The sequence below is a fragment of the Pseudoalteromonas sp. Z1A2 genome, from assembly GCF_011378755.1.
GTDB lineage: Bacteria > Pseudomonadota > Gammaproteobacteria > Enterobacterales > Alteromonadaceae > Pseudoalteromonas > Pseudoalteromonas distincta.
In genome coordinates, this window is record NZ_WTKX01000009.1 from 85,684 (window position 1) to 108,642 (window position 22,959).

The following is a 22,959-nucleotide window of genomic DNA, read 5'->3' on the forward strand; positions in this document are numbered from 1 at the left end:
TAATTGACTTGAAATACCCCTGCAATTACTGAGATAATCCCCTCCTTAATTTTGGGGCCAGGTCGTTAGGCGGGGTTTTATTTCAAATTTTAGAGTTTGTTTGTACTAAAAGATATGGCTGAGAAACGTAATATATTTCTAGTTGGCCCCATGGGGGCTGGCAAAAGCACGATTGGTCGTCACATCGCTGACCAATTACACCTTGAATTTGTTGATTCTGATCAAGAAATCGAACGCCGCACAGGTGCAGATATTGCATGGGTATTCGATCTTGAAGGTGAAGAAGGCTTTAGACTTCGAGAAGAGTCTGTTATTGGCGATTTAACCGAGATGCAAGGTATTGTACTTGCTACCGGTGGTGGTTCAGTAATGAGCAAAGAAGTTCGAAACAAGCTTTCGGCTCGAGGTATAGTTGTATACCTAGAGACACCTATAGAAAAGCAAGTTGCACGCACGCAACGCGACAAGCGTCGCCCATTACTGCAAACTGAAGAAGCACCTCGTAACGTACTAGAGCGCTTAGCAGAAGAACGCGAGCCCCTATACAAAGAAGTTGCCGATTTTGTTGTACGTACCGATGAGCAAAGCGCTAAAGTTGTTGCTAACCAAATCATCGAGAAATTAGATTTTTAAAAACCAATAATAAGGAAATAACTAAGCATGCTTAAATTAACAGTTAATTTGGACGAGCGAAGTTATCCTATTTATATTGGGCAATCTGCACTTCAAGATAATGGCCGCCTGGTTCACCACATTGGTGATTGTCGGCCTATCATCATTACTAATGACACAATAGCGCCTTTATATTTACAAGCGTTACTTGACTCATTAGCAGATCAAAATCCGCTATCTTTTATTATTCCTGACGGTGAACAATATAAATCACTTGAATGGTTTGAAAAAATATCAGCATTTTTACTACAAAATAACTGTGGCCGAGATACGTGTTTAATCGCGTTAGGTGGCGGTGTTATAGGTGATCTAACTGGTTTTGTAGCAGCGTGTTATCAGCGCGGCGTACCGTTTATTCAAATACCAACGACAGTGCTTTCACAGGTTGATTCATCGGTAGGTGGTAAAACGGCAGTAAATCATCCTTTAGGTAAAAATATGATAGGGGCATTTTATCAGCCTCAAGCGGTTTTTATTGATACACAAACATTACACACCCTACCAGCAAGAGAGTTTGCAGCAGGTATGGCTGAAGTAATTAAGTATGGTCTGATTTACGATACCGAATTATTTGCATACTTAGAGCGAAACGTAGCTAATTTGCAGCAACTAGATGAAACGTGCTTACAGCATATTATTTTTAGATGTTGTGAAATAAAAGCGCTTATAGTTGCGCAAGATGAAAAAGAGCATGGTTTACGTGCTTTATTAAACTTAGGTCATACATTTGCCCATGCAATTGAGGCAGAAATGGGCTACGGTGTTTGGTTACATGGCGAAGCTGTTGCAACAGGCATGGTATTAGCAGCTAAACTTGCCAAGACACGCCAAGATTTAAGCGCAAGTGAAGTTGATCGAATTATTAAGCTGCTTGAGCTATATAATTTACCAACAGAAATTCCAAAGCAAATGACTAGTGAGCAGTTCCTAACGCATATGCGTAAAGACAAAAAGAATAAAAGAGGCACTATACGCTTTATTCTACCTACCCAATTTGGCCAGTGTGCATTAGTTGATGATGTTTCTGATGACCAAGTTAGAGACTTAATCGAGCAGTAAATGCAGTCACAAATTTTACCAAGCCGTGCGGCTTTGGTGGATAGAATCGCACTGCAATTTGAGTACGGACAAAATTTAATAGTTTTACTTGGCACATCGGGGCTAGGTAAAAGTTATATGCTCGAAACCTTCATTACAGATAAATACAATGACTTTAATAAAGCGTTTGTGCAAGTAAGTGCACAAATGACTGACGCTCAGCTAATGAGCGATTTATTAGAGCAAAGCTTTAATTCCCCTTTAGTTGATCATAATTTAAGTTTACCTGAAAACTATTACCAGCTGCTTGAGCAACAGCAGTGCGGACCTTGTTTATGGGTGCTTGATGGCGGTAGGCAATTATCTGAAGAGATACTAATTGAGCTTGAGCTGCTTTCTAAAAATAGCCCTAATACGTTGTATATCATAATTGCATCACAGTCTAAACTTGCTTTAAATGATGCTGTCGAAATTTACTTGGAGCCACTGACGCTTCGAGAAAGCAAGATGTTATTGCAGTGGTACTTTACTGATTTACCTTATGATGAAGACCCTGTTTTTAGTACTTTTTTAGCCGAGGCTCATGGTAATCCCAGCTTATTGCTTGCTTGGCAACCTAGTGAGCACATAGCCGATATTATCGTTAAAGATAAAGTATCTTGGCGATTGCACTTATTGATTTTGATGTTGTTAATTATGCTTTTAATTATTGGTCTGCTTTATAAGTCTGATATGACGCAGTGGTGGCAACAATATTATCAGCAGGAAGAAGCGCAAGTCCTAAATACAGCAATATCTGTAGAGCAAGTAAGTGAGCCGGTTATAAAGCAAAATGAGTCAGTAGTTACCTTAAATGACCCTGAAGTAGTTGAGCCAGATATTGAGCCAGAGAGCGTACACATTAATGATGTGCCTGCTATCATGCAAAGTCTTACCGAACCTGCAAATACCGTCAAGGTATTAGACAATGCTATTGATAATAGCGTTAAAAACAAAAGCAGTGAAGCAGGTGAAGTTGTATCTAAAGCTCTAAAAGTAGAGAAAGTAAATACAGCAGAGCAAACTCAGATAAGCCAAGATAATATTTGGTACATGCAGCAAGCAGATACAAATAGTGTTATTCAATTATTAGCGGTAACTCAGCAGGAAGTTCGCGATAATTTCATTGCTCAATTCAATCTACAGCAGCAAGCACATTCTTACCAAACGAAGCGAAATAATCAAATATGGTGGGTTGTTACATTTGGCAGCTTTGAGAGTATAAACGAGGCAAAATCAGCAATGGATACTTTACCCCCTGGGGTTAGAAAAAATAAACCTTTCTATAAAAAAATTAGTAAAATAAAGCAAGAAATAGCAGTCGTTGATCAGTAAAACACACTGCTTTAGTGTAAAATCGCGCAACACCAGATTGAAGTAAAGAGCCAATGCAGCAAAAAAGTAGAGCCTTCCTTAAATGGGCCGGCGGAAAATACAGCCTAGTTGAAAACATTAATGCGCGATTAAACCAAGCTAGCAAGCATGCTGATACTTTGGTTGAACCTTTTGTTGGTGCAGGCTCTGTGTTTTTAAATAGTGACTTTAAGCACTATATCCTCAATGATATCAATGCAGACTTAATTAACTTATATAAAGAGCTTAAAAGCTCTCCAGATGAGCTTATTAGTGACGCTAAAAAGCTATTTGTTGATTTGAATAATCACGCAGATGCGTATTACGAATATCGTGTGCAGTTTAATCAAAGCCGTGATGTATACGAACGTTCAATCTTGTTTTTATACATGAACCGCCATGGTTACAACGGACTGTGTAGGTATAATTTAAAAGGCATTTTTAATGTGCCTTTTGGTAAGTATAAAAAGCCTTACTTTCCTGAAAAAGAAATGTATTTTTTTGCTGAAAAAGCACAAAAAGCAACGTTCACTTGTTTAGATTACGATGACGTTTTTAAGTTAGTGCCTAACAATGCTGTTATTTATTGCGACCCACCTTATGTACCATTAAGTAAAACGGCTTCTTTTACGTCATACGCTAAAGGGGGTTTTAATTTAGATGATCAGGCTAACTTAGCTAATTTGGCAGAACAAGCCGCATTTGAAAATAACACACCTGTGCTTATTTCAAACCACGATACCGTGTGGACGCGTAAAATTTATAGCCAAGCATCGCTTGAACAAATTCAAGTAAAGCGCACTATTAGCCCCAAAGGTGGCTCTAGAAATAAAGTTGACGAGTTGATGGCTATGTATTTAGCACCCAAGCAACCACTGCGTAAATTGCGATAACAAAAGCAACAAATAGTACAATCGCAATTAAAATGATGGATAAAGGGGAATGTTGTTTAAAATCGACTTGGCGTTTATTTTCAGACTGAACACCAAAAAATGCAGCTAGCACACTTTGCAACGCGCTAAAAAGTTGTAGCATTATTTAAAATAAAGGTTTTAAAGAAGGAGTGTTTTTAGAATCTTCAGAACTAGTAAGTAGTTCCAGTAAATCAAGGTAATGAAACTGAGCACTACGGCTATCGCCAGTTAACCACGAAAACCATGATGACTCTTCTTCAGCTTTAATACACGCAGTTAAAGTGTTTTGAGCACTTACCACTTGTGTATTATGACAATTACTCACTGAGCTTAATTCTTGCTCAGAGCTTGAACCAAAGCTAAACGCCCCGATAAGCAGTAATGCCGACGCAATTAATATCCCAATTTTAAAAGCACGCATGATGAAATCCAATAATTTGTTACTTTTTTAATCATAGCAAATACTGGTTAAATATCAAACTTAAAGTTACCTAAAATGGGGGCTATTACGCCATATTACTTGGGTAACATCTTCAATTAAGTTACATTAACGCAATACACTATTTATTGATGGATTTAATCATGTTTAACCCAGAGCAAAAATATTTAATAGCCCCTTCTATTTTGTCTGCTGATTTTGCAAAGCTAGGCGAAGATGTTGATAAAGTTCTCGAAGCGGGTGCTGATGTGGTTCACTTTGATGTAATGGATAATCACTATGTACCTAATCTCACAATTGGTCCTATGGTGTGTAAAGCACTAAGAGATTACGGTATTACAGCTCCTATCGACGTACATTTAATGGTTAAGCCTGTAGATAGCATAATACCTTTATTTGCTGAGGCTGGTGCTTCTATTATTACTTTTCATCCTGAAGCCAGTGAGCACGTCGATCGTACAATACAGTTAATTAAAGATCACGGCTGTAAAGCAGGCTTAGTGTTTAACCCAGCAACAAGCCTAAGTTATTTAGATCATGTTATTGATAAGCTAGATACCATTTTACTAATGTCGGTAAATCCTGGGTTTGGCGGGCAAAGCTTTATCCCTCATACGCTTGAAAAATTACGCCAAGCCAAACAGCGTATTATTGAATCAGGCCGAGATATTCGCTTAGAGGTTGATGGTGGTATTAAGGTCGATAATATTGCAGCAGCGGCTCGAGCGGGTGCTGATATGTTTGTTGCAGGCTCAGCTATTTTTAATCAACCTGATTACAAAGTGGTGATTGATCAAATGCGTGAGCAGCTTGGAAGTGTTAAGTAATGAAGTACGATGTCGCCTTATTTGATTTAGATGGTACTTTGGTTGATAGCGTTTACGACTTGTATATCGCTATTAATTTAACCTTGAGCGATTTTGCTTTTCCTATTGTTAGTCAACGCTTGGTTGAAAGTTGGGTTGGTAATGGTGTTGAAGTCCTTGTAAAACGCGCTTTGAGTGGCGATATGCAAGTGAGTGAAAATTTAGATGAGTCACTTAGTGGCAAAGCAATATTACAGTTCTATAAGTATTATGAACAACAAGTTGGTGAGTATAGTGTTTTGTACCAACATGTAGAAACAGGGCTTGCAGCACTTCGCGGTATGCCTAAAGCATTAATCACTAATAAGTCTCGAATTTTTACAGAGAAATTACTCGATAAACTGGCACTAACGAGTCATTTTGATGTGGTTGTATGCGGTGACGATATGGCAAAAAAACCATCGCCAGAACCATTGCTATTTGCCTGCAAAAAACTAAATGCGGAACCTAATAAAGCAATAATGATAGGTGATTCTAAAAGCGATATACTTGCAGCTAAAGCCGCTAATATAGACGTAATTGCACTTAGTTATGGCTATAACCAAGGTGAAAGTCTTGAGGATTATAATCCGCAGTACCTATGCGATAACTTCTTAGATATAATACCTGTTCTAACGCAGCGTTAAATATTATTCATTAAGCAAAATAAAGGAAAATCATGAGTAAACCAGTAGTTTTAAGCGGCATTCAGCCAACCGGTGGTATGACAATAGGCAACTATGTTGGCGCTATTAACCAGTGGCTAAAGTTACAGGAAGACCACGAAAGTTTCTTTATGTTAGTAGACTTACACGCTATTACGGTTCGCCAAGAGCCTGAATTACTGCGCTCTCGAGTGTTAGATGGTATTGCTCTTTACGCGGCATGTGGCATTGATCCTGAAAAATCTGCGTTATTTGTACAATCGCAAGTACCTGAGCACGCACAATTAGCGTGGGTATTAAATTGTTACGCGCAAATGGGTGAGCTTAATCGAATGACTCAGTTTAAAGACAAGTCATCTAAGCACGCAAATAACGTAAACGTGGGCTTATTTTCATATCCGGTATTGCAAGCTGCAGATATTTTATTATACCAAGCTGATCAAGTACCAGTAGGGGATGATCAAAAGCAACACTTAGAGCTGACTCGCGATATAGCCACACGCTTTAATAATTTATATGGCGACGTATTTAAATTACCAGAGCCGTACATCCCTGAGTTTGGTGCACGCGTAATGAGCTTGCAAGATCCACTTAAAAAAATGTCTAAGTCTGACGAAAACCCAAATGGTTACATCATGTTATTAGATGAGCCTAAGCAAATTGTGAAAAAGCTTAAAAAAGCAGTAACTGATTCAGATGAACAAGCACGTATTTATTTTGATCGCACAGAAAAGCCTGGCGTATCAAACTTGCTTACTTTATTGAGTGTTGCAACTAAGCGCTCAATTGAAGACCTAGTTCCTGAGTATGAAGATAAAATGTATGGCCATTTAAAGAAAGATACAGCAGATGCAGTTGTAAATATGATTGAGCCAATTCAAGCACGCTTTAAAGAGATCAGAGAAGATCAAAACCTACTTGATGGCATAATGAAGTCAGGTGCTGAAAAAGCAAGTGTTCGTGCTGAGAAAACATTGAAATCGGTATACGATGCGCTTGGTTTTATTCCTCGCGGGTAAGTTTATTAAAATAAAAAAATGCCGCTTGTTAGCGGCATTTTTTATATAGCACATATCAACATGATGGACCCAAATAGAAACAGTAGCGATATAGCTAGTTTGTCTGTTTTATCCATTATTCAGCCCCTCTTACTGTTATATCTGCCGTGCTATCAATATCAACTAAAGAAACTTTATAGCCCTTGTTTTCAAGTAAGGTAAGTAAACTATCTTGTCCTGCAAGATGGGCAACTCCAACAAGTACAAACTCATTTTTGTCGTTGTTAAACATGGCTTCTACTTTTGGTAACCAATCATTATTTCTATCTGTAATGATTTGTTTGTAGCTATTCGGATCATTTTGCTGCATATCTTCAAGTGCTACTTTATTTAGGGTGTCTGTATCACCTTTGCGCCAGGCAGCTAAAAGTCCTTTAAACATATCGCCATAGTTGTGAAGCTCGGCTAAGTTACGTTTAATGAAATCGTTTTCGTTGCCTTGACCCATTGTTTTAAAAAGCTCTAACTGAAATTCGATTGTTTCTAAGTAATTTTTTGTTTTGTTATCTTCAGTCGCTTTTTTAGTAAAGTAAGCATCAACCCCTTCACCCATTAAATTTTGCTTTTGAAGCTCCATCGACATTAAGACAATACTAACCATAGCAGGGCGAAAACCATCTAACTTAGCGAGATTAGCGCCAAACTCGTTAAGCTTATTTTCAAGTGATGCCTTAATCTCGGGTTCTAGTTTTTGACTTAACGTTTCGTTATTTGTATACGATAGTGCGCCTAACATTTGCATTTGTGCATTGGTGTCGGCTGGGTCAGTTATCGGTGCTTCTAAAATAATTGTATCCGCTTGTTCATAAGCATGGTTAAACTCAGCGGGTAGTGGCATTTCAGCTTTAGGTAGTATGTGAACTGTACCGCCAATAAATAGTGAGTCATTACCATTGCTTACTTGCCATACAGAGCTTTGGGCCTGTGCTGTATTTGCTAAAAGACTACAGCTAAGTAATACGCTGGCAGATACTAATTTTTTCATGATAATTCCTTTATGTAACTTTTAATTTTATTGTTTTTAGTTCGATAACACAGTGCTGAAATATGCAGTGATTGAGGATGTTAACTTTGAAAGGTTTTTATCAATTTGCGAGTTTATTTTGCTCATTGATGAGTCAAGCTCAGCTGATATTTTTTCATCTATCGAAGAAAGTAACGTTTGTGTATCAACATTACTTTTTAAAGACTCAGTGGCGTCTATGTTGTTTGTTTCTTGCTGCTTTTTATTAGCTGGGTTAATCGCCTCTATACTTTCACCAATTATGCATTGATTAAAATTACTTTGAACGGTGTGTTGTTTAACGTCAGCTGCAATAACTGAAGTTGTATTAAAAGCAGTTGCTAGTAGTAAAGCCGGTAGTACTTTTTTCATTGTGCTATTCATAATTAAACCTTTTATATTTTTAATTGCAGCCAATTTAGAATCACAAATGATTTTTTACTAAGCTGCTTGTTGATGACGGTTTAAAGAATATCGCTGAATTTATTGAGAGTCGCTTATCTAGTTATGAGCAATTAATAGATAAGGTTTTTAAATTAAATAATTGTTTTAATTTAGAGGGTTAGCCTTAAACCTTATAATGCTAATATAAGGTTTAAAATGCTTTTTCTATAAAAGAAAGTGTAGATGTGATACGGTTTATAAAAATAAAAATACGTAAAAACTATGAATTATCAAATCGGACCTTGGCAATTTATTAGTAATCGCTGTGTGATTACTTCAAACCATTTAGAAAGGGAATTAGATCCACTCTTAGTAAAGCTATTACTTCACTTTATAGACAAGCCTCAACAAATTGTTTCCGCCAAGAGCTTATTGAGAGTGTGTGGCAACAGAGCTTTGTTGATGATAATGCGATTAACCGTGCAATCTCAGAGTTAAGAAAGCAGCTTGCCCATCCAATTGAAAAAGCGCCGCTTTTAAAAACGCATTACCGTAAAGGATATAGCCTAACAGTAATACCTGAGCGTTTAACGCAAGCAAACATTTTGAAAGAGCCTGCAAACATTTTGCCTGACTCACCAGGTATTTCTGCCAAAAATGAAGAGATAGCTACTGCAACTACTTCTCAACCAGTTCAAAAAAAGAACAGTAAAAAGTTTTTGATTTATTCTTTACTCGTCATTATTTGCCTGTGCTCTTTAGTATGGTTTGGGTTGTTTTTTATTAATGCACCTTCTAGTGAAAAGATTAAACAGATCACGGTTAATAAGGTAGCAAGCACGTGGAATATAGGTAGTGAGGTTCACCCTGAGATGTCCTCAGATAAACAATATTTAGCTTATACAAATGTTGAACCTGAAAATGACGTAATGCATGCATTTGTAAAGCGACTATCTGATCAAAGGGAAGTTGAAATTACCTATCCTGGCTTTCAAGTATCTATTTTATCGTGGCAGTTAAATCAGCACGCAGTGCTTATACAAGCTACAAACTTAAAACAACAGCAGTGCGAAATGGTACTGGTTGATTTAAGCCAGTTTCCTATTGTTGGTGAGGCTACATTAATTAAAAAGTGTGACCTTAGATACACCGGCTACGCACAAGTAGACGAAAATAGTGAATATATTTATTACACTGAATATAAACATGAGCAAGATGGCTCAGGTTTATATAAATTTGATTTAGAGTTACAAAAAGAGTCCATTGTTATTCCACCACCAGGTGTAATGTATGGCGTAATAATGCCGCGCTTATCTTCTTCAGGTAATAAAATAGCATATATACTTAGTCAAAAGGGTAAGCCTTTTTCTGTATTTAGCTATAACTTTGAGACCCATGAAACCAAGCGATTATTTAAAGCAAAGAAAAGCATAATTAGCTTCGCGTTTGACTGGCTTGCAGACGATAAAGGCGTGATTGTTTTTGAAGACTCTGACCTTTCAACCATTGTGTTTGATGAAAATAATATTATTAAACGCACACTAACGGTTACCCCAGCAATTTCACCTTATTATATTGCAGTTCAATCTGCTAATAGCCTCTTTTACTCAGCAAATAAAACACAAACCTTTTCGTTAATTAAAGCGACTAGTCTTTTTAACGATGTTCCTGAGTATGAAGCACTCTACAAAAGTGATGAAGACGACTACCATATTGTAGAAGTCATTAATGAGAAAGGGCTAGCGCATATTTTTGTATTCGAGCGCTCTGGCAGCAGTCAGTTGTGGTTATCTCAAAATGGACTTACAAAGCAACTTAGTAACTTTACTTATGAAGGGAAATCTACCTTTGCTATTGGCGGGCTAAGAGTATCGAGTAAGCAAGATCGTGTTTTATTAAGAGTTAATAGCGATATTGCATTTTTTGACGTTATGTCGAACAAACTCTATACCATAGCTGAGTTTAAAGGGCGAAAAATACTAAACTATGTATGGTCTAAAGATAATGAAAGTATAATTTATTTAGAGCGAAGTGGTTCAGAAAACCTATTTGCTCAGTTTAATTTATTAACGCGAGACACAACTATATTAGAGGATATTAAAGCCAACAAATTAATTTCAGGCGCTGACGGTACTAATTATGCAATTACTAATAATCAGTTAATTAAACTATCAAATAAACAGAGTTGGGAATTACCCAAAGACGCGCGACAAGCACAACTTTTTGCTATTAATGGTAATTACCTTTACTACTCTGATACGATTTCAAGAGTTGCTCGGCTTAATTTAGAAGATAAAACAGTCAAAGATGTGCACGTGGATTTTAAACCCATCGCATTTTTTATTAGTGATAACAATCAAATTTTCTTTACAGAATCAAAATATAAAGACATGCAAATAATACAGATAAGTTGGAATAACTAGGGTCTGTTGATCTTTCAAGGTTAAATTTGCAGCAGTGTGTTGCTTTTCTTTAATAACATTTTCGATTGTTATGTTGATAAAAGAAAAATTAGAGCCAAAAAATAGCGAGAAGTGAATCTTCTCGCCATTTTTAATTAAGTGTAATCTCGACAGTTAAATAACCTCAAAGCCGATTAATTTGTCACAACTGAACCTCTATTTATTTAATAGAGGTTTTAAGTAATGCCCAGTATGTGAACGCTCACATTCGGCCACTTCTTCTGGTGTACCTGCAATGAGTATTTCACCGCCGCCAGCTCCGCCTTCAGGTCCTAAATCAATAACCCAATCTGCTGTTTTAATAACATCGAGGTTGTGCTCAATAACCACAATGGTGTTACCGTGATCGCGCAGGCGATGTAATACAACAAGCAGCTGTTCAATATCAGCAAAGTGTAAGCCTGTTGTAGGCTCATCTAATATGTAGAGTGTTTTACCAGTATCACGCTTTGATAGCTCGCGTGCTAGTTTTACACGTTGCGCCTCACCACCTGAAAGCGTGGTAGCGGCTTGACCTAAGCGGACATACGATAAACCAACGTCCATTAAGGTTTTAAGCTTGCGGGCAATAGCCGGTATTTTGTCAAAATACTCATGCGCGTCTTCAACAGTCATCTCAAGTACTTGGTGTATGTTTTTACCTTTGTATTGGACTTCGAGCGTTTCGCGGTTATAGCGTTTGCTCTTACATACATCACACGGTACATACACATCAGGTAAAAAGTGCATTTCAACTTTAATTAAGCCGTCACCTTGGCACGCTTCACAGCGTCCACCTTTAACGTTAAAGCTAAAGCGACCTACTTTGTAGCCACGTGAGCGCGCTTCTTGTGTGCCTGCAAATAACTCACGAATACCGGTAAATATACCTGTGTAGGTTGCCGGATTTGAACGAGGAGTACGACCAATTGGGCTTTGATCAATATCGATCACTTTATCAAAATGATCTAAACCGCTAATTGATTTATACGGTGCCGCTTCGGCAGTGGTTGCGCCATTTAGCTCTGTATGAGCAAGTTTAAATAAAGTATCGTTTATTAGCGTTGATTTACCTGAGCCCGATACACCTGTCACACAGGTCATTAAACCAAATGGGATTTTTAAATCCACATTTTTAAGGTTATTACCCGTTGCGCCAAATAGCTCTAGCCATTTGTCGTTCGTTGGGTGACGCTCTTTTGGTATTTCTATTTTACGTACGCCTGATAAAAATTGGCCCGTAACAGACTCTTTGCTTGCTAAAATATCGTCGCGCGTACCTTGAGCAATAATATGCCCACCATGAACACCCGCACCTGGGCCAATATCAATAATATGATCTGCAGCACGAATAGCATCTTCATCGTGCTCTACCACAATAACGGTGTTACCTAAGTCGCGCAAATGGACCAATGTTTGTAATAAACGGTCGTTATCGCGTTGATGTAATCCAATAGATGGCTCATCTAGTACGTACATTACACCTACAAGACCGGCACCAATTTGACTGGCTAAGCGGATACGTTGAGCCTCACCACCTGATAATGTATCGGCGCTACGTTCAAGTGATAAATAATTTAGGCCAACGTTAATTAAAAACGATAAGCGGTCGCGAATTTCTTTTAATATTTTTTCAGCTATTTGGCCTTTTTGTCCGGTTAACTCTAAACCTTCAAAAAATTCCATGGCTTCACCAATACTCATGCATGTGATTGCAGGTAAGTTGGTTTGTCCAATAAATACATTTCGAGATTCTTCGCGTAAGCGCGAGCCATGACAGCTAGGACACGCTTGGCTTGTTTGATATTTAGCAAGTTCTTCGCGTACAGAGTTTGACTCGGTCTCGCGGTAGCGGCGATTCATGTTGTTTAAAACGCCTTCAAACTCATGGTTACGCGTAATTAAATCGCCACGGTCGTTACGGTAATTAAACGCAATCTTAGTGCTACCAGAGCCATCTAAAATAATTTTTTTCGAGTCGCTGTCTAAATCTTGATAAGGCACGTCTAAATCAAAATTGTAATGATCTGCAACCGCTTGCAGCATTTGATAGTAATAAAAGCTGCGTTTATCCCAGCCTTTAATTGCACCGCCAGCAAGGCTTAACTCTGGGTTATGCACTACGCGATTAGGATCAAAATATTGGCGTATACCTAAGCCATCACAGGTTTGACAAGCACCAGCTGGGTTATTAAACGAAAACAAACGCGGCTCAAGTTCAGTCATTGCATAGCCACAAGTAGGGCAGGCAAAATTTGCTGAAAATAGAATCTCTTCAGCGCTGCTATCGTCCATGTATGCTACATGTGCAACGCCATTAGACATTTCAAGTGCAGTTTCGAACGATTCTGCTAAGCGTTGTTGTAAGCCATCTTTTACTTTAAATCTGTCTATAACAACTTCTATTGTATGTTTTTTATGAAGCTCAAGCGTTGGAGGATCAGACAAGTCACATACTTCACCGTCTATACGGGCGCGAATATAACCTTGGCTAGATAGCTGTTCTAATAACTTAACATGCTCACCTTTACGCTCTTTTACTATTGGCGCAAGCAGCATTAATTTACTGCCCTCAGGTAGAGCCAAAACAGTATCTACCATTTGGCTAACGGTTTGCGCAGCAAGTGGTAAATCATGTGTAGGACATCGTGGTTCGCCAACGCGGGCAAACATAAGTCGTAAATAATCGTAAATTTCGGTAATAGTACCTACGGTTGAACGCGGGTTATGAGACGTTGACTTTTGCTCAATAGAAATGGCAGGAGAGAGGCCTTCGATGTGATCCACATCAGGCTTTTCCATGAGCGATAAAAATTGTCTTGCGTACGCAGAGAGTGATTCAACATATCGGCGTTGTCCTTCTGCATAAAGCGTATCAAATGCAAGTGATGACTTCCCCGAACCAGATAGACCCGTAATAACTATTAATTTATCACGTGGGATGGTTAGGCTGATGTCTTTTAAATTGTGCGTTCGGGCGCCTCGGACTTCAATGTTTTCCATGCTATCTCGTTTATTACCAAAATTATTTACTCAGTATCGCATAATACGAAGCAATATTAATCCTTGATCAATGAAAAATCCTTACTTATAGGCGATTAATTATTGCCAAGCTTATGGTAGAATCCCAACCTCAATTTTTCATAGAGTAAGATCACGCAGATAATGACCGCATCTTCACTTAATTCACGAGAAAAACGCGCCGCTGTATCACTGGCGAGTGTGTTTGCATTTAGAATGCTCGGCTTGTTTATGCTGATGCCTGTATTGGCTATTTATGGACAATCGCTTGAAGGTTTTTCGCCTATTTGGATTGGTTTTGCCATTGGTGCGTATGGTTTAACGCAAGCTGTACTACAAATACCTATGGGTCGATTATCCGATAAGATTGGTCGTAAAAAGGTTATTGTTGGTGGCTTAGTTGTATTTGCTATTGGCTCTGTCGTTGCTGCATTAGCTGACTCTATCCAAATGGTTACCGTAGGCCGTGCTTTACAAGGTATGGGCGCAATAGCCAGTGCGCTACTCGCGTTTGCTTCAGATTTAAGCCGCGATGAGCAACGACCAAAAGTAATGGCCGTTATTGGTATGAGCATAGGAATGAGCTTTGCCTTTGCTATGTTACTTGGGCCAATTGTTGCAGCTTCGTGGGGTATTGCTGGTGTATTTTGGTTGACTGCTATTTTAGCTGTCTTTGGTATATTTATAGTGACCATGCTAGTGCCAAAGGCGGTAAATAAAGCGCCCAAAGGCGATACATTAGCAAGCTTCAGCGACATTAAAAAATTAATTAAACATCCTCAGTTAGCACGATTAAATGCAGGTGTATTGTTATTGCATTTAACGCTAACCACAATTTTTGTGGTACTGCCGAGCCAATTAATTAAAGATGGCTTGGTTGCCGACCATCACTGGTATTTGTATATTCCAGTGCTATTTTTAGCATTTTTATTAATGGTACCAATAATGATTGTGGCCATTAAAAAAGAGAAAGAAAAACAAGCATTTATTGGCTCAGTAGCCTTGTTAACTATTAGTATGTTAGCAATGTCGGTATGGGTTAATAGTGTAGTAGGCATTGCTGTGTGTATGCTGCTTTATTTTGTGGCGTTTAACTTTTTAGAAGCCACTATGCCTGCGCTTGTATCGCGAATAGCACCAGCAAGCCAAAAAGGCTCAGCGATGGGTGGCTACTCATCGAGTCAGTTTTTAGGCGCCTTTTTGGGCGGTATGTTAGGTGGCTATGTAGCACAAACTACAACGGCGCAAGCTGTGTTTGCGGCAGCGGCACTTGTTGGGTTAATATGGCTTATTATTGCGTGGAAAATGCAAGTCCCACCCAAAAGTAAAGTTATTAGTTTAATGACCAAATTAGATTCTGAAGAGCATGCTCAAGTACTTGCTTCTCAGTTAGTTGCTTTACCAGGTGTAATAGAAGCAACTGTAGTTCGCGATGAAAGTCGCAGCTATTTAAAGATTAATGATAAAGAATTTGACCTAGACCAAGCGCGTAAAGTCGCTGGTTTAATCTAACATTTATAGGAGATGGTTCCATGGCACGCGGTGTGAACAAAGTAATTTTGGTTGGTAATTTAGGGCAAGATCCTGAAGTTCGTTATATGCCTAACGGCAACGGTGTAGCAAATATTACCCTAGCAACTTCGGATAGCTATAAAGATAAGAACACTGGCCAAATGGTTGATAAAACTGAGTGGCACCGTGTTGTATTTTTTGGCAAGTTAGCTGAAATTGTTGGTGAATATTGTCGTAAAGGTTCACAAATTTATGTTGAAGGTAAACTTCAAACACGTAAGTGGACCGATCAACAAGGCCAAGAAAAGTACACTACAGAAATAGTTGTAGATGGCTTTACTGGTCAAATGCAAATGTTGGGCGCACGTGGTGGCGATCAACAAAGTGGTGGTTACCAAGGTAATCAATCACAAGGTGGGCAACAAGGTGGTTACCAAGGTAATCAAGCGCAAAGTGCTCAACAAAGTGGTGGTTACGGCCAAAATAATCAAGGCCAAAATAACCAGCAACAAGGTGGTTATGCTCCACAACAGCAAGCAGCACCTGCAGCGCAACCTCAGTCAGCGCCAGCACCACAACAAAATAATCAATACCAACAACCGCAAGGCGGCTTTGCACCACAACAAAATAGTGCACCGCAGCAGCAAGGTGGTTTCGCTCCTAAACCACAAAGTGCTCCGCAAGGTGGTGCATCAAACCCAATGGAACCAACCATTGATTTTGATGACGATATCCCGTTCTGACGATATAAAGTTATCAGTGTAAAGGTAATTAGATTCTTTACACTTTTTACTCTAAACCCAGTATTCGTACTGGGTTTTTTATGCGTATTGCGCTGTGATGATAATCAAAAAACTATCAATATAAGACCTCATTAGGCTGTAAAGTGAAATAGTATTGTTGGTAATGTTAAATTACAGTAAATTTTATCTTGTATTTAATTGATATATATCGTTAACACTTACCATTAAACTACTTTCCCCTGATTACACAATGAGAAACATGAAAACTAATATCTTATTTTTATTTCTTGTTTTGCAATTCTTGAGCCCTAGTTCACACGCTCAACCTACTTCAGACGTTACTCATATTTTATTTATAAATTCAACAAATCAAGATATGCCTTGGTATAAAAGTGTTGAGCTTGGACTGCGTACAGAGCTTACAAAACGTTCTTTTAGTTATGAACTATTTGTCGAAAATATGGATGTAAATCGCTTTGATGAAGTTAATCAAAAACAGTTAATGAAAGACTACCTCAAACAAAAATATAAAAATAAGCACATCGATATCATCGTTACTCAGTCGCCTTCTGCAGCGACGTTACTATCTCAATTAGATGATTTTTTTATAAATGCTCCACGAATATACTTAGAGCCAGGCGCCCAGTTTAATCTACCAAAAAAGACCAGCGGAGCTGTGATCCAAGCTAAATTAGATTATGCGCAAGCAACAGCAAATGCTGTTAATTTAATGAAGCCTAAAAAATTGATCGTGATTTTAGATACAAAAAACGATATTGGTATGAGCTTTCATCGAGGACTATTTTCGGTTATTAACCGTGATTTTTCGTATTTAAGTGTAGAAAAGTGGTTTGATCTTCCATTACCAGAATTACTCACCAAAGTAAGAAATGCCCCAGCAGATTCAATTATTTTATTTACCCCCATTTTTAGGCGTTACGATAATAAATCACTTAGTCCTTATCAGCTAGTAGAGCGATTAACTGAAGAAAGTCCGGCGCCAGTGTTTAGCTATTGGGAAGTACTATTAGGCTCAGGTGTTGTTGGTGGGTATGTATTGTCGGGTGAAAAAATAGGTAAACGTATTGCCGATTCAATAGTTTTTTATAATGAAAATAAAGCGTTAAATGAAATTAGTGGTGAAGGGCTTAGTACATACTCATATGATTGGCGACAATTAAGTAAGTTTAATATTGCTCCGCAGAGCTTGCCAGAAGAGTCAATTATCTCTTATTACGAGCCAACTTACTTTGAGAAAAATAAAATATTAATTTACAGCGCTACTGTAATTATTTTTATTCTTAGCAGTTTTTTAGTTTTTGTTTTGTTTTTAAACCAACGCCGCATTCAACTTTTAAAAGAGCTTGATGAAGAAAAGCAAAGATTAGAGTCGCGCGTTGAAGAGCGCACTGAAGAGCTTTTGCACGCCAAGGAAGAAGCAGAGCATCTGACATCCGCTAAGTCTGAGTTTTTAGCAAATATGAGTCATGAAATTAGAACCCCTATGAGTGGGATTATTGGTTTGACTAATATTTTGCTCGAAAAAGGTTTACCTGGTGAGTATGAGTATTATTTAGATAAAATTAAATACTCCTCAGATCAACTCCTGGTGGTTATTAACGATATTTTAGACTTTTCAAAAATTGAGTCTGGAAACATTAACCTTGAGGAATTTCCTTTTTCTGTAAATTCGATTGTTGATTATATCAAAGCAACCTTCAATGAATTGGCCCAAAGTAAAGGGGTCACATTTGATATTGTCATTGATGAGGCAGTTAAACTGGACTTAATCGGCGATGTAGTGCGAATAAATCAGGTGCTGTTAAATTTATGCTCTAACGCAATTAAATTCACCCCTCACGGCACTGTATCGGTTTTAATTGAGTCAAGAAAGTTATTAGACGATCCGCAAAGTGTTTGCTTATATTTTACAGTTAAAGACTCAGGTATTGGCATCGCTGAGGATAATCTTAGTAATTTATTTGAATCATTTACTCAGGCAGATAGTTCTACAACTAGGAAGTTTGGTGGTACAGGGTTAGGTTTAACAATTAGTAAGAGTTTATGCCAATTGATGGGTGGTGATATAACAGTACACAGCACTCAAGGTGTGGGTAGTGAGTTTGTAGCTTCGGTGGAAGTTAAATTGAACAACCAAGCGTTGATTGATGATACGCCTAACCTAATCTTTACTGATCCGTTTGATGTATTAATTATAGATGATAATGAAGAGGACCTTAAAGTAATTGAAAATCAGTTTACAGCTATGGGTTTAGCATGTACTGCGTGCTCGTCTGCTAAGCAAGCTATTGATATTATTGAACAGAATAAAGAAAAATTTAAAGTCATTATTGTCGATTGGATAATGCCAGCGATGAGTAGTGAAACATTTTTAACGCGTATTTATAATATTAATCCCCAGCTTTGCAGTAATATAATTGTACTTACAAGGGATCATGAGGTTTTACTTAATGATGTGGCTAACAAAATAAATATAAACACAATTTTGCAAAAACCTGTTTATTCGAGTGTCTTGTATAAGGAGGTGAGCAGTAGAGTGTTAGGTTTTTTTAATGAAGTGCCTAAAGTAAATACTGTGAGTGAACAGTCGCTGGCGGGTATTAAAGTATTAGTTGTGGAAGATAATTCAATCAATCGACTCATAGTTACCAACATACTAGAAAATAGCGGCGCTCAGGTTTACTTAGTTGATAATGGATTAGAGTGCATCCAAACAGTAAAGTTAGAGCCGTTTGATATAATTTTAATGGATATTCATATGCCTATCATGGACGGTGTTGAGGCGACTCAAATTATTCGTAATGATAGTGATGAAACTATCGCAAATATTCCAATAATTGCCTTAACAGCTAATGTTATGAAAGATGATATTACACGATACTTATCTATTGGCATGAATGCTCATGTTGCAAAACCCATTAAAACACAAAAACTACGTGAAACTATAATTCGCTGTTTAAATAAATAGTTGCGCTATATAAATAACTTAATATTTTTATCAAATACCTTCCGCAATCCCTTCCATTGGCTTGAGCCGATTTTTTAATAACTTAAAAAAATTTATAAAATAGAATTTGACTCACGCGTGTTTGTATGTGAAATTCCATATATTCGATTTTTCGTATATTCACTTGGTAAAGGTTGAGTTATAAATGTCAGAAGTTAATGGGTTACCAAATACAAATAAAATACACAGCGTTGTTCCACATACTAAAAATTTTAATGTTAGTTTTTCTGAGCACAAACCTAAAATTTTATTGTTATATGGATCATTAAGAGCGCGTTCTTATAGTAAGTTGGTAATAGAGGAGAGTGCACGTTTATTAACGTATTTTGGTGCTGAGGTTAAAATTTTTAATCCTGAAGGTTTACCTCAAACCGATAGTGAAGATGAATCACACCCTAAAGTACAAGAGTTACGAGATTTAATGCTTTGGTCAGAAGGGCAAGTATGGTGCTCTCCAGAACGTCATGGCTCAATGACGAGCATATTCAAAAACCAAATTGATTGGATACCACTCAATTTAGGTGGTGTAAGGCCAACGCAAGGTAAAACACTCGCAGTGCTGCAAGTTTGTGGTGGATCGCAATCATTTAATGTAGTGAATCAACTACGAGTATTAGGGCGTTGGATGCGTATGGTAACAATACCAAATCAGTCCTCAGTGCCACAAGCTCATTTAGAATTTGAAGAAAATGGGCGCATGAAACCCTCTCCACTTTATAATCGGATTGTTGATGTTATGGAGGAGTTGATAAAATTTACTTTGTTATTACGAGATCAAAAAGATTACTTTGTAGATCTTTATTCTGAACGTGTGGAATCTGCAGAAGAACTTAGCCAACGCGTTAATCAAAGCTCTATTTAGGACAGAACAATGGGATTATTTGAACGTTATCTTTCTGTGTGGGTAGCCTTAGCTATTACTTTTGGTATTGTAGCTGGTTCTATAATGCCAAGTGCATTTAGCTTAATTGCTGGTTTTGAATATGCCCATGTAAATATTGTAATCGCAGTACTTATTTGGTTGATGATTTACCCAATGATGGTGCAAATTGATTTTTCATCAATTAAAGATGTAGGTAAAAAACCAAAAGGGTTAGTGCTCACTATCGTTATTAATTGGCTTATAAAGCCCTTTACTATGGCGCTACTAGGCTGGTTATTTTTTAAGGGTATTTTTGCCGATTTTGTTGACCCACAAACAGCTACAGAATATATAGCTGGTATGATTTTGTTGGGTGTTGCGCCTTGTACCGCTATGGTGTTTGTGTGGAGTCAATTGACAAAAGGCGATGCTAATTACACCTTAGTGCAGGTATCAATAAATGACATAATTATGATTTTTGCCTTCGCACCTATTGCAGGGCTATTACTTGGTGTGACTGATATTACTGTACCTTGGGATACACTGCTATTATCGGTGGTATTGTATGTACTTATCCCGCTGGTGGCCGGTGCTGTTACCCGTAAAAAGCTTGATAAAGAAGATGACCATACGTGTTTAAATAACTTTTTAAAGGTAATGAAACCTTATTCTATTATTGGCTTACTCGCGACAGTAGCGCTATTGTTTGGTTTCCAATCGCAGATATTAATAGAAAAACCAGAGGCAATAGTTCTTATTGCAATCCCGCTTTTAATTCAAACTTACGGTATTTTTGCGATTGCTTATATTGCAGCTAAAAAAATGGGGCTTGCACATAACATAGCGGCGCCTGCATGTATGATTGCCACTTCAAACTTTTTTGAGCTAGCTGTTGCGGTTGCTATTTCATTATTTGGTTTACATTCTGGGGCTGCACTTGCCACTGTGGTGGGAGTGTTGGTAGAAGTCCCCGTAATGCTAAGCTTGGTATACTTTGCAAATAAAACCCGCCATTGGTTTAATTAAGGCGGTATGCAGCATAATCTCTGCTGGCATACTTTTTAAAATGATCTGTCGATGGCTTTCATCTATTTACAGAATAAAGGGCATAGCTGTTTATTTTTGTAAGTTCTCGTTTATCTGAGTGTTTTTTGTTTAGTACTATTAATAAACGTTTAAACTTAGTTTGCAGCCTTGTGCTTCTATAGATATTGAACAACACTTTAGTTATCAATATAACGAGTGGCAGGCTATGCAAAAGAGTAAACTCTGGCTTTTAAAGTACTTCAAAGGTATCTCTTTTGTTTTGTTTTTGATGATACTTATTAGTTTTAATTTCATTTTAAATGATGCATTACATCAAAAAGCACATGTTTCTGGGCAGCAGTTTGTTAAACGCGTTTATGAATTAAATTTATCTCCCTCTATAAATAATGAAGTGTTGGTCGCATTAGCTAAAAATGAAGGCTTTAAGTTAGAGCTGCAAAATTCTTCTGATCACTTTAGGAACTTAGTAAATTTAGAACGCGAAGTTTTTACTTTTAAAACGTTAAGTTTGAGCCTTTATCACTATCCAGTGTGGGTAACACAAAGCTACTTATTTATATTTTTGAATCTGATTATATTAGGCGCTGCTAATTGGTCTTATCGCTGGTGGAGCCTGTTAAAAGTAAACCGTAAAGTAATGCCTAAAAATACAGTTATACAGCCGACTAAAATTATTCAACAAAGGCATAAAAATACTCAACTAATCGAACAGGCAAAAAAATGTGATTTAAGTTCTTTGTATGGAGTTAATACTGCATCACATAACTTATTTTTACTTATTGAGTGTGATTGTAGCTTTGATAAAAAAACGGATATAGAAGCCAATTTTAAAGTCTTAATTACTAAAAAATTAGCCGAGCTTAAAGATGTGTCGGTAAAAATACTAAACTCTAATTACTTAGCGGTTACCTTACCAAACATTTCTATTAGCGAGTTGAATAGCTACGTTGAAAAGCTTCATAAAAATGTGTTTTTAATATGTCAAAATCATCAAAAAAATATTACTCATAAAAATATTAAAATAGGTGCGTGTGATTATCAATTAGGCGCTGATCAAGTGGCGGTTTATAAGCTAGCAAAATCAGCACTCGCGCTATCACAAAGCAGCCTATTGCAGCATTGCCACCGTTTAACGTTAAATCACTGCCAAGAAAAACACCTCTCTAGCAAACAGGTTATAGAAAACATTAAAAAGAATAAATTTATATTATTCTTTCAGCCTGTATTTGAACTCTCTAGTGGAGATATCCTGCAGCATGAAGCTCTTATTCGGGTTAGGCATAGCCAACTTGGTTTACTGGCCGCTCGTTATTTTATTAAGCAGGTTTATAGTGATCAAGACGCTTTAATATTAGATAAAGCTGTAATAACACAAGTCAAAAAGCTAATGCTCAGTGAGTCTTCGGCTTTAACAGTTAGTGTAAATCTACACCCTAAAAATTGGTTTAATACTGTATTTTGGGAGTGGTTAGCCAATCAAATGGCAGAGCTTAAGTTAAATACTAAATTACAATTTGAAATAAGTGAGGCAGAATTTTTTACTCATAGAGAGTCGATAACTAATGCACTCAATGTTATTAAAAAAGGGCATTCACATATTGTGATTGATAATGTAAAAAGCAGTGAGAAAGTAGCCATGCTAGTTGATTATAACCAAGTATGTGGGCTTAAGTTATCTTACGAACTGGTTCATTTGTTAGATGAAAAAACTCAAAGTCAAAAGAAAATAAAAAGGATAGTCGAAGCCGCTAGTCTTTTAAATCTACCCGTATACGCGGTGGGCGTAGAGACTCAAAAAGAGCTACTTACGCTTACCAAATTGGGAGTGGTAGGAGCTCAAGGTTTTTACTTTTCAGAGCCACTTCAAGAGTTTACGCAAGCGGTATTTAATTAAG

The 22,959-nt window shown here is 37.5% G+C and carries 18 protein-coding genes and 1 pseudogene; 14 read left to right on the forward strand and 5 right to left on the reverse strand.

What is annotated here, in order from left to right:
- The first annotated feature begins 114 nt into the window (after positions 1 to 114).
- From aroK to GQR47_RS08525, 4 genes are read left to right on the forward strand one after another with little or no spacing between them, the layout of a single operon-like run.
- Entirely contained in the window at positions 115 to 633 is a 519-nt protein-coding gene (aroK, locus tag GQR47_RS08510) for a shikimate kinase AroK (protein WP_004589350.1), read from the forward strand.
- A 27-nt stretch (positions 634 to 660) separates the two neighbouring features.
- Positions 661 to 1,731 carry a 3-dehydroquinate synthase gene (gene aroB, locus GQR47_RS08515; RefSeq protein WP_024596026.1) on the forward strand — a complete coding sequence of 357 codons (1,071 nt, stop codon included), beginning with the start codon at positions 661 to 663 and terminating at the stop codon, positions 1,729 to 1,731.
- Positions 1,732 to 3,084 carry an AAA family ATPase gene (locus tag GQR47_RS08520; protein ID WP_024596025.1) on the forward strand — a complete coding sequence of 451 codons (1,353 nt, stop codon included), beginning with the start codon at positions 1,732 to 1,734 and terminating at the stop codon, positions 3,082 to 3,084. It begins immediately after the preceding gene.
- 53 nt (positions 3,085 to 3,137) lie between these two features.
- Positions 3,138 to 3,995 (forward strand): Dam family site-specific DNA-(adenine-N6)-methyltransferase, encoded by an 858-nt coding sequence (locus GQR47_RS08525; RefSeq protein WP_002958383.1) that lies wholly within the window; start codon positions 3,138 to 3,140, stop codon positions 3,993 to 3,995.
- On the opposite strand, the gene GQR47_RS08530 is transcribed toward GQR47_RS08525, so the two are convergent.
- The gene (locus tag GQR47_RS08530) at positions 3,952 to 4,137 is read right to left on the reverse strand and encodes a DUF2970 domain-containing protein (RefSeq protein ID WP_076914912.1); all 186 of its coding nucleotides are present in this window, start codon (positions 4,135 to 4,137) and stop codon (positions 3,952 to 3,954) included. The genes GQR47_RS08525 and GQR47_RS08530 overlap by 44 nt on opposite strands.
- Positions 4,138 to 4,140: 3 nt before the next feature.
- Complete coding sequence (locus tag GQR47_RS08535; protein ID WP_024596024.1) at positions 4,141 to 4,437, reverse strand: hypothetical protein; 297 nt, start codon at positions 4,435 to 4,437, stop codon at positions 4,141 to 4,143.
- Between the two features lie 161 nt (positions 4,438 to 4,598).
- On the opposite strand from GQR47_RS08535, the gene rpe reads away from it, so the two are divergent.
- From rpe to trpS, 3 genes are read left to right on the forward strand one after another with little or no spacing between them, the layout of a single operon-like run.
- Complete coding sequence (gene rpe, locus GQR47_RS08540) at positions 4,599 to 5,282, forward strand: ribulose-phosphate 3-epimerase (protein ID WP_002958386.1); 684 nt, start codon at positions 4,599 to 4,601, stop codon at positions 5,280 to 5,282.
- Positions 5,282 to 5,947 (forward strand): phosphoglycolate phosphatase, encoded by a 666-nt coding sequence (locus GQR47_RS08545; RefSeq protein WP_024595274.1) that lies wholly within the window; start codon positions 5,282 to 5,284, stop codon positions 5,945 to 5,947. Before rpe ends, GQR47_RS08545 begins: the two co-directional genes overlap by 1 nt.
- Positions 5,948 to 5,979: 32 nt before the next feature.
- On the forward strand, positions 5,980 to 6,984 hold the full coding sequence (trpS, locus tag GQR47_RS08550; RefSeq protein ID WP_002958388.1) for a tryptophan--tRNA ligase: 1,005 nt from the start codon (positions 5,980 to 5,982) through the stop codon (positions 6,982 to 6,984).
- Between the two features lie 115 nt (positions 6,985 to 7,099).
- Here the strand turns inward: trpS and GQR47_RS08555 are convergent, their stop codons facing one another.
- Together GQR47_RS08555 and GQR47_RS08560 are read right to left on the reverse strand one after the other, a co-directional pair.
- On the reverse strand, positions 7,100 to 8,008 hold the full coding sequence (locus tag GQR47_RS08555) for a TraB/GumN family protein (protein WP_029753155.1): 909 nt from the start codon (positions 8,006 to 8,008) through the stop codon (positions 7,100 to 7,102).
- Positions 8,009 to 8,044: 36 nt separating this feature from the next.
- Positions 8,045 to 8,410, reverse strand: a complete 366-nt coding sequence (locus tag GQR47_RS08560) for a hypothetical protein (protein WP_024595272.1) — start codon at positions 8,408 to 8,410, stop codon at positions 8,045 to 8,047.
- A gap of 282 nt (positions 8,411 to 8,692) precedes the next feature.
- Between GQR47_RS08560 and GQR47_RS08565 the strand changes: the two are divergent.
- Positions 8,693 to 10,833: pseudogene (locus GQR47_RS08565) on the forward strand (winged helix-turn-helix domain-containing protein).
- Between the two features lie 195 nt (positions 10,834 to 11,028).
- Here the strand turns inward: GQR47_RS08565 and uvrA are convergent.
- The gene (gene uvrA / locus GQR47_RS08570) at positions 11,029 to 13,854 is read right to left on the reverse strand and encodes an excinuclease ABC subunit UvrA (protein ID WP_165723723.1); all 2,826 of its coding nucleotides are present in this window, start codon (positions 13,852 to 13,854) and stop codon (positions 11,029 to 11,031) included.
- Positions 13,855 to 14,016: 162 nt separating this feature from the next.
- Between uvrA and GQR47_RS08575 the strand changes: the two genes are divergently transcribed.
- The 6 genes from GQR47_RS08575 to GQR47_RS08600 all read left to right on the forward strand — a co-directional run bounded on the left by GQR47_RS08575 (position 14,017) and on the right by GQR47_RS08600 (position 22,958).
- Positions 14,017 to 15,384 (forward strand): MFS transporter, encoded by a 1,368-nt coding sequence (locus tag GQR47_RS08575; RefSeq protein WP_024595276.1) that lies wholly within the window; start codon positions 14,017 to 14,019, stop codon positions 15,382 to 15,384.
- Positions 15,385 to 15,404: 20 nt separating this feature from the next.
- Entirely contained in the window at positions 15,405 to 16,127 is a 723-nt protein-coding gene (gene ssb / locus GQR47_RS08580) for a single-stranded DNA-binding protein (protein ID WP_002958391.1), read from the forward strand.
- 259 nt (positions 16,128 to 16,386) lie between these two features.
- Positions 16,387 to 19,116, forward strand: coding sequence for a response regulator (locus tag GQR47_RS08585; protein WP_024595275.1), 2,730 nt, complete (start codon positions 16,387 to 16,389; stop codon positions 19,114 to 19,116).
- A gap of 184 nt (positions 19,117 to 19,300) precedes the next feature.
- A complete protein-coding gene (arsH, locus tag GQR47_RS08590) occupies positions 19,301 to 20,017 on the forward strand; it encodes an arsenical resistance protein ArsH (protein WP_024595323.1) in 717 nt (238 codons plus the stop codon).
- Positions 20,018 to 20,026: 9 nt separating this feature from the next.
- The gene (arsB, locus tag GQR47_RS08595) at positions 20,027 to 21,043 is read left to right on the forward strand and encodes an ACR3 family arsenite efflux transporter (RefSeq protein ID WP_024595324.1); all 1,017 of its coding nucleotides are present in this window, start codon (positions 20,027 to 20,029) and stop codon (positions 21,041 to 21,043) included.
- 226 nt (positions 21,044 to 21,269) lie between these two features.
- A complete protein-coding gene (locus GQR47_RS08600) occupies positions 21,270 to 22,958 on the forward strand; it encodes an EAL domain-containing protein (protein WP_024595325.1) in 1,689 nt (562 codons plus the stop codon).
- The last annotated feature ends 1 nt before the right edge of the window (position 22,959 follow it).

Coding starts and splice junctions, on each gene's coding strand:
- GQR47_RS08545 (WP_024595274.1), top strand. CDS start 5,282: ATGAAGTACGATGTCGCCTTATTTGATTTAGATGGTACTTTGGTTGAT.
- GQR47_RS08535 (WP_024596024.1), bottom strand. CDS start 4,437: ATGCGTGCTTTTAAAATTGGGATATTAATTGCGTCGGCATTACTGCTT.
- uvrA (WP_165723723.1), bottom strand. CDS start 13,854: ATGGAAAACATTGAAGTCCGAGGCGCCCGAACGCACAATTTAAAAGAC.
- GQR47_RS08560 (WP_024595272.1), bottom strand. CDS start 8,410: ATGAATAGCACAATGAAAAAAGTACTACCGGCTTTACTACTAGCAACT.
- ssb (WP_002958391.1), top strand. CDS start 15,405: ATGGCACGCGGTGTGAACAAAGTAATTTTGGTTGGTAATTTAGGGCAA.
- rpe (WP_002958386.1), top strand. CDS start 4,599: ATGTTTAACCCAGAGCAAAAATATTTAATAGCCCCTTCTATTTTGTCT.
- GQR47_RS08555 (WP_029753155.1), bottom strand. CDS start 8,008: ATGAAAAAATTAGTATCTGCCAGCGTATTACTTAGCTGTAGTCTTTTA.
- aroB (WP_024596026.1), top strand. CDS start 661: ATGCTTAAATTAACAGTTAATTTGGACGAGCGAAGTTATCCTATTTAT.
- GQR47_RS08600 (WP_024595325.1), top strand. CDS start 21,270: ATGCAAAAGAGTAAACTCTGGCTTTTAAAGTACTTCAAAGGTATCTCT.
- aroK (WP_004589350.1), top strand. CDS start 115: ATGGCTGAGAAACGTAATATATTTCTAGTTGGCCCCATGGGGGCTGGC.
- arsH (WP_024595323.1), top strand. CDS start 19,301: ATGTCAGAAGTTAATGGGTTACCAAATACAAATAAAATACACAGCGTT.
- GQR47_RS08585 (WP_024595275.1), top strand. CDS start 16,387: ATGAAAACTAATATCTTATTTTTATTTCTTGTTTTGCAATTCTTGAGC.
- trpS (WP_002958388.1), top strand. CDS start 5,980: ATGAGTAAACCAGTAGTTTTAAGCGGCATTCAGCCAACCGGTGGTATG.
- arsB (WP_024595324.1), top strand. CDS start 20,027: ATGGGATTATTTGAACGTTATCTTTCTGTGTGGGTAGCCTTAGCTATT.
- GQR47_RS08520 (WP_024596025.1), top strand. CDS start 1,732: ATGCAGTCACAAATTTTACCAAGCCGTGCGGCTTTGGTGGATAGAATC.
- GQR47_RS08530 (WP_076914912.1), bottom strand. CDS start 4,137: ATGCTACAACTTTTTAGCGCGTTGCAAAGTGTGCTAGCTGCATTTTTT.
- GQR47_RS08575 (WP_024595276.1), top strand. CDS start 14,017: ATGACCGCATCTTCACTTAATTCACGAGAAAAACGCGCCGCTGTATCA.
- GQR47_RS08525 (WP_002958383.1), top strand. CDS start 3,138: ATGCAGCAAAAAAGTAGAGCCTTCCTTAAATGGGCCGGCGGAAAATAC.